This is a genomic window from Nostoc sp., from assembly GCF_036919675.1.
In the GTDB taxonomy this organism is placed as follows: Bacteria; Cyanobacteriota; Cyanobacteriia; order Cyanobacteriales; family Nostocaceae; genus Nostoc.
This window is the reverse complement of record NZ_JBALCP010000002.1, coordinates 1-5,954: the sequence shown is the minus strand read 5'-3', so window position 1 is coordinate 5,954 and position 5,954 is coordinate 1. Positions and strand designations below refer to the sequence as shown.

General features: G+C 45.5%; 5 protein-coding genes. All 5 read left to right on the top strand.

The window, feature by feature from the left end:
• Nucleotides 1-130: 130 nt before the first annotated feature.
• Entirely contained in the window at nt 131-3,184 is a 3,054-nt protein-coding gene (gene pgmB / locus V7K49_RS00130) for a beta-phosphoglucomutase (RefSeq protein WP_335204037.1), read from the top strand.
• Between the two features lie 489 nt (nt 3,185-3,673).
• The gene (locus V7K49_RS00125) at nt 3,674-4,111 is read left to right on the top strand and encodes an RrF2 family transcriptional regulator (protein ID WP_334874699.1); all 438 of its coding nucleotides are present in this window, start codon (nt 3,674-3,676) and stop codon (nt 4,109-4,111) included.
• A gap of 70 nt (nt 4,112-4,181) precedes the next feature.
• Entirely contained in the window at nt 4,182-4,574 is a 393-nt protein-coding gene (locus V7K49_RS00120; protein ID WP_335204036.1) for a pentapeptide repeat-containing protein, read from the top strand.
• Between the two features lie 98 nt (nt 4,575-4,672).
• The gene (locus tag V7K49_RS00115) at nt 4,673-5,161 is read left to right on the top strand and encodes a DUF2243 domain-containing protein (RefSeq protein WP_334874837.1); all 489 of its coding nucleotides are present in this window, start codon (nt 4,673-4,675) and stop codon (nt 5,159-5,161) included.
• 108 nt (nt 5,162-5,269) lie between these two features.
• A complete protein-coding gene (locus tag V7K49_RS00110; RefSeq protein WP_335204034.1) occupies nt 5,270-5,842 on the top strand; it encodes a hypothetical protein in 573 nt (190 codons plus the stop codon).
• The last annotated feature ends 112 nt before the right edge of the window (nt 5,843-5,954 follow it).

Below are 5,954 nucleotides of genomic sequence, written 5' to 3'. Positions count from 1 at the left end.
CTCCGTTCATCCACCTTTGATACTCGTTCATCCACCTCGGAACTCCGTTCATCCACCTTTGATACTCGTTCATCCACCTCGGAACTCCGTTCATCTCCCTTAAAGACTCAAAATCCCCACTCCCTACTTTATGCAAACAAAAGGTCATTCTCGCCATTTTATCTACACAGACTGGATATTAATCGAAACCCAGTTTGACCCTGAGCAATTGCAATCCAAAGAAACCGTCTTTACAATCGGCAATGGATACTTGGGAACAAGGGGCAGTTTTGAGGAAGGGCATCCTCATGCATTGCCAGCTACTTTCATCAACGGTGTCTATGACGATGTGCCAGTGGTGTACACTGAACTGGTAAATTGCCCAGACTGGCTACCCTTGGTAGTGATTGTGAATGGCGATCGCTTCCGTCTGGATCAAGGTGAGATATTGAGCTATGATCGCCAACTTGACCTCCGTCAAGGACTACTGATCCGGGCCTTGCGTTGGCGTTCTCCGAGTGGGAACACCATAGATATCTACTTTGAACGCTTTGTTAGTCTTGCAGATCCGCACGTGTTGGCGCTACGCTGCAATATAACGCCAGTAGATTTTGATGGGTTAATTGAAGTTCAAGCTAGCATTAACGGCTATCCAGAAAATCAGGGTTTCAATCACTGGGAAGGACTCGATCAGGGTAAGACAGACCAAGGAATCTGGTTGCAACGCCGCACCCGCAACTCCCGAATTGAACTCGGTATGGCAGCTAAGGTAACAATATCAGGCACTGAAGCATCTTTGCAAGTCAGTACTGCACCTGGTTATCCTACCTTGAGTACGACCTACCAGGCGAAAGCGCAACAGACCGTAAAGGTAGAAAAAATTGTCACAGTTTTTACCTCGCGGGAGATTGATACACCAGTCTCAGCAGCTCAAGAAAAACTTGCACACCTGCCAGACTATGCAACATTACTAAAAGCCAATCTACAGGCATGGGATGAGGTTTGGCAGCAAAGTGACATCATGATTGAAGGGGATAGCACAGCTACTTTTGCTGTTCGCTACAATCTGTTTCAGCTGCTGATTGCTGGCCCACGGGATGATGAACGGGTGAGTATTCCTGCGAAAACCCTTTCGGGGTTTGGTTATCGCGGTCATATCTTTTGGGATACAGAAATTTTTATGCTGCCCCTGTTTCTGTTTACCCAACCAGCGATCGCCCACAACTTACTTACTTACCGCTGGCACACCTTACCAGGAGCGCAACGCAAAGCAGCCCATTACGGGTATAAAGGGGCAATGTATGCCTGGGAAAGTGCAGATACCGGAGATGAAGTCACACCACGTTGGGCACTCGAAAGTGATTTTTATGGTGAAGACGTGCGGATTTGGTGTCGCGATCGCGAAATTCATATCAATGCAGATATCCCCTACGGCATCTGGAACTACTGGCAAGCCACTGGTGATGATCAGTGGATGCAAAAGTGCGGTGCAGAGGTGATCTTGGATGCCGCTATTTTCTGGGGTAGCCGGGTAGAATTCAATCCTGAGCAGGAAAAGTATGAAATCCGGGGAGTGATCGGAGCGGATGAATACCATGAATTCGTCCACAACAACGCCTTTACAAACCGGATGGCGCAATGGCATTTAGAGAAAGCGATCGCAGTCTATGATTGGTTGGTTGACAAATTCCCCGAACGAGCTACCGAACTAGAACAGAAACTAAAACTCACCCCAGAAGAACGAACGCACTGGCAAGATATCATCGCCAAAATATTGTTTTTCTATGACCCATCAACAGAACTAATTGAGCAGATCGAGGGATTTTTCCAATTGGAAGATATTAACTTAGCAGAATATGAACCACGCGATCGCTCCATGCAAGGCATCTTGGGTATTGAGAAAACCAATAAATTTCAAGTACTCAAGCAGCCGGATGTATTGATGCTGCTTTATTTAATGCGGGAATCAGCAGATTTTCCCTACAACGAAAAAGCATTGCAGACAAACTGGGACTACTACGCACCCCGCACCGACATTACCTATGGTTCGTCCCTTGGTCCAGCAGTTCACGCCATCTTAGCTTCCGATTTGGGCAAATCAACGGAAGCTTACAAACAGTTTATGCACGCCTTAATGGTGGATCTTGAAGATAACCGAGGTAACACCAAAGATGGAATTCATGGCGCTACTGCTGGTGGCGTTTGGCAAGCTGTAATTTTTGGATTCGGTGGCATCCAACTAACCGAAAATGGCCCCGTAGCCAATCCCCACCTGCCCCCTGGCTGGACACGCTTGAAGTTTAAACTGCACTGGCGCGGGAAATGGCACGAGTTCGATCTCGGTAAGGGAGAAGTTGCCCAGGATATAACTAATCAACTAAAATCTCTCCAACTTTCCCTTTCTGCAAATCCCCCAAATCTCCGCTCAAAAGCTTCTGAACACCAAACTTATTCTGCTGCTCCCCCTGCCTCATCCCCCCCAGTCGCCAATCCCCAATCCCAGAGCGAAGCAACCGATAACCTCAACATCCAAGGATTCATCTTCGACTTAGATGGTGTGCTGACAGATACTGCAGAACTTCATTATCTAGGTTGGCAGAAGTTAGCAGATGAAGAGGGTATACCGTTTAATCGCGAGGCTAACGAAGCGCTGCGGGGTGTATCCCGTCGTGCTTCCCTGATGCTGATTCTTAAGGATAGACCCTATTCGGAAGCACAAATTGAGGAGATGATGGAGCGTAAGAATCGCTATTATGTGGAATTGATGCAAAATATGACGCCCCAGGATTTGTTGCCAGGTGCGATCGCCTTCTTGGATGAACTGCGGCAAGCTGGGATTAAGATCGGTATTGGTTCAGGTAGTAAAAATGCCCGCACAGTGATCGAGCGACTGGGCATTGCTGATAAAATAGATGCGATCGCTGACGGTTATAGTGTACAGGAACCCAAGCCAGCACCCAACCTGTTTCTGTACGCAGCCAAGCAACTAGGACTCGAACCAGAGCAATCTGTAGTTGTAGAAGATGCCGCAGCAGGCGTAGAAGCGGCTCTAGCTGCTGGTATGTGGGCAGTAGGACTCGGCCCCGCTGAACGAGTTGGAGCCGCTCATGTTGTTTTGCCCAGCCTAGCAGGGGTAAAATGGGCAGATTTAAAAGTCAAATTAAGCAACATTGCCAGACAAAAGGATTTAGGAACTTCCAAATAAAATTATGTTGAAAGTCCTTAAACAAGTCAACAAAGAGGCAGAGGATTGGAGTTAAGTAGTAGTGCAAAATTAAATATACATTTGTCATTACCGAAGCAAGGCGAAATGTTCGCCCTACAGCCCTTCTCCTAAAGGAGACGCTCTTGCGTTCGGGCATCCTACGGCAGGCGTTCCCGCAGGGTAGCAATCTGCTTGCGGTTTGGGATTGCTTTGCTATATTTCATTTCGTTCGCAATGACATAAAAAATTTTGCATGAAACTGATAACTAATAACTGTTAAACTCTTAAACTCAAAAAGACGTACAATAATCAATCACTTTTATTTATCGAATTAAAAGCAAAAAATAGTTGCTTCTATTGTTGAAGGTCTTTAAAGTAGAGTTAGCCCGTCAACAATAAGTTTATTGTAAAGTTTTTCTTACCAGGAGGTTAGGGAAACCAACTCAAGGACTTTGTATCTTTAAAGTATGACTTTAAAATATTACGCCTGTGGTAATCTCTAACAAATCAGAATACGCACTTCTAGCCCTGTTAGAGTTGGCAACCTGCTACCCTAACGGTGAAGCTCTACAAATTCGAGAGATAGCGGTATTGCAAGACATACCGAACCGGTATTTGGAACAACTCCTAGCAACATTAAGGCGTGGAGGTTTAATTAAGAGTATCCGCGGAGCCAAGGGTGGCTATGTTCTGGCACGAGAACCTGGTAAGATTACAGTGTTCGATGCTTTTAGCTGCATGGAAGGGTCAGATATTGTTGTCTCTACTTGTGAGCCGACTCCCAACACGGTAGAAGGTGAGCTAATTCAGGAAGTGTGGCAGGAAGCACGTCAGGCTGCTAACTCCGTTTTGGAAAATTATACACTCCAAGACCTTTGTGAGCGAAGATCAATCCGCAAGCAGAAGGAACTCATGTATTACATTTAGGAAGGATGAAGTGGGAGGATTTTTATCCTTAATATCAAAGTAATAACGAGATAACCCGTGAGGCTGTTATATGCCTGAAGTTAATTCTCAACAGCCGATAAATAGTGCCGCTACTCTTGTGGAGAGTTATGCAGCCGGAAAACGAGATTTTAGTAAAGCAGAACTGGGTGATGCTAATTTGCAAAGCATTAACTTGAAAGGATCTGATCTCAGTTATGCTGACTTGAGTGAAGCTAACCTGAGTGGCGCTAATTTGAGGGGAACTGACCTGAGCTTTGCCGATCTAAGTCAAGCTAATCTGAAGGATAGTGATCTTAGGGGAACATTGTTGATGTCAGCGAATCTGTGCCAAGCTGACCTCAAAGGAGCGAATCTGGAAAAAGCAGACTACGATCGCAGCACCCATTTTCCTCAAGATTTCGACCCAGTGAAAGCGGGTATGCAGATTAAATTTGAAAATTGATTGATTTAAGTTGAATGACCGTATCTACCTCAAGATAGAAGATTTTCCTCCCAAAAGATGTTGTATTTTGGTAAGAAAGCCTATCTATGAGGTTGACAATGGAGGCAAAAAGTGAAACCTTCTACCGACGCGCACCGCTAATTAGTGCTGGAATTTGTCTTGGTGTGGGTCTTGGAGGATTTCTTGATGGAATTTTACTGCATCAGCTCCTCCAGTGGCATCATATGCTCAGTAGCATTCGACCCCTGACAAACACGGCGAATATAGATTTGAACATGGTATGGGATGGGTTATTTCATGCCTTGGATTGGGTATTCACCGTGGTAGGACTTGTGTTGCTATGGCGTGCAGGAGGGCGTGATGATGTTCCTTGGTCATCACAAACCTTTATTGGGTCAATAGTGATTGGAACTGGGTTATTTGACTTTGTTGAAGGTTTAATTGACCACCAAATTCTCGGTATCCATCATGTGAAACCAGGCCCAAATCAGTTAGTTTGGGATCTAGGATTTCTTGCATTCGGTGCGTTACTTATTGTTATCGGCTCGATAGTGATAAAAAAAGAGTCAATAGTCAATAGTCAATAGTCATGGGCATGGGGCAGGAAGCAGAGGAGAAAGAGGTAATTTTTATTCTCCCCCTTGCCCCCCTGCCTCCCCTGCATCCCCTGCTTTCCTCACTCCCCACTCCCCCTTATGCCTACAGATACTTTTGAAAAAACTAGCTGGAGTTGGCAGCTTTCTCAATTCCAACACCAAGTGGGAGAATGGTGTGAATACCAGTTTTACCGCTTTCAACAGGCAATGCCCGAATTGCCTACTGGATGGTCGATTAGCCCAAGGCTTGGTGAGGTGTTGAAATTCCTCTTTTGGCTGGTAATAGGCTTATTTATAGCTTGGGTGAGTTGGCGATTATGGCGAGAATTCAGTCCTTATGTATATTCTTGGCTGAATAGAAGTAGCAATCTCACTGATTTTCGCGTAAAAAATCACTCTAATGAGTCATCCATAGGCCTTTTGTTGGAGCGATCGCAAGAATTTTACCGTCAGGGTAACTACCGTGAAGCTTGCCGTTGTATCTATTTAGCGATGTTGCAGCAGTTGGATCAAAACACCATCGCACCCCACAAACTCAGCCGTACAGATGGAGAATATCTGCAATTGCTGCGATCGTCTGTGACTCCCATACAGCCTTATGAAACTTTAATTACCACTCACGGTGCGATTCGTTGGTTAGTGAATCACGGTATCCAGTCCGTAAATAACTAATCCAGCCCGACAGCAGATTACTGTCACTAAAAGGCTGAACTCTCGGTCAGATGTAGGTGAAAGCCCTACTATTCAGACTCAGAATTGACTCCTTACCTGCCCACACCGAACA

Coding starts and splice junctions, on each gene's coding strand:
- pgmB (WP_335204037.1), top strand. CDS start 131: ATGCAAACAAAAGGTCATTCTCGCCATTTTATCTACACAGACTGGATA.
- V7K49_RS00120 (WP_335204036.1), top strand. CDS start 4,182: ATGCCTGAAGTTAATTCTCAACAGCCGATAAATAGTGCCGCTACTCTT.
- V7K49_RS00115 (WP_334874837.1), top strand. CDS start 4,673: ATGGAGGCAAAAAGTGAAACCTTCTACCGACGCGCACCGCTAATTAGT.
- V7K49_RS00110 (WP_335204034.1), top strand. CDS start 5,270: ATGCCTACAGATACTTTTGAAAAAACTAGCTGGAGTTGGCAGCTTTCT.